General features: G+C 61.2%; 2 protein-coding genes. Both read left to right on the top strand.

What is annotated here, in order from left to right; all coding sequences use genetic code 11:
• The coding region (locus AC629_RS44530; protein ID WP_143199974.1) for a hypothetical protein at positions 1 to 205 on the top strand (205 nt) is incomplete at its 5' end.
• Between the two features lie 132 nt (positions 206 to 337).
• Positions 338 to 697 (top strand): SPW repeat protein, encoded by a 360-nt coding sequence (locus AC629_RS44535; RefSeq protein ID WP_084810852.1) that lies wholly within the window; start codon positions 338 to 340, stop codon positions 695 to 697.
• Positions 698 to 726 lie beyond the last annotated feature (29 nt).

Below are 726 nucleotides of genomic sequence, written 5' to 3' on the forward strand. Positions count from 1 at the left end.
CGCCAAGGGAGACCCAAACGCAATTCCACTGGCTGAGAGGGCCATCAACGAGTACCTGGAAGTTACGCCCTCGGGCGCTCGCAAGAGCGGCCTCAGGCTTATCCAGCAAGACGTTCTGGCCCAGTATAATGCTGTGGTTGGCGTGCAGCGGTCCTTCGCTGAGTCCGTAAATGCCTACATCGAAACGAAACTCGCGGAAGAGTAAGGCCACCTCAGTTGGCGGCCTCGCGGGGATTGTCCCTTGCCATTATGCCGCGGGCCGCGATGGAACCGGCGCGGCGAACTGACGGTTGATTAGCGGGTAAACCTTCCAATGGAGGGTGTCATGATGAACTGGATGGAGAACTGGACGAACGCAAAACTGTGCGACGTCGCAAACCTGATCCTTGGCGCGATTCTGTTCGTTTCGCCCTTGATGTTCGGCTTCGACGCCGGAACGGTCTCCACCAACGCCTATATCACCGGCATCGCCATCGCGATCCTCGCAATCGCGGCGCTGGCGGCATTCGCGGTGTGGGAGGAGTGGCTTAACCTCGTCGTCGGTTTGTGGGCGCTGGTTTCGCCCTGGGTATTGGGCTTCCAGGGAACCACCGCGATGACGGTGCATGTGGTAATCGGCGCGGCGGTCGCGATCCTGGCTGCGATCGAGCTCTGGATGATGTCCCAGATCCCGCCGCGGCTGACCACCGGCCGCTGAGAGGCCTTTGCGCTTGCCGGTGTCGGACC

The sequence above is a fragment of the Bradyrhizobium sp. NAS80.1 genome, assembly GCF_001908205.1.
Taxonomy (GTDB): domain Bacteria; phylum Pseudomonadota; class Alphaproteobacteria; order Rhizobiales; family Xanthobacteraceae; genus Bradyrhizobium.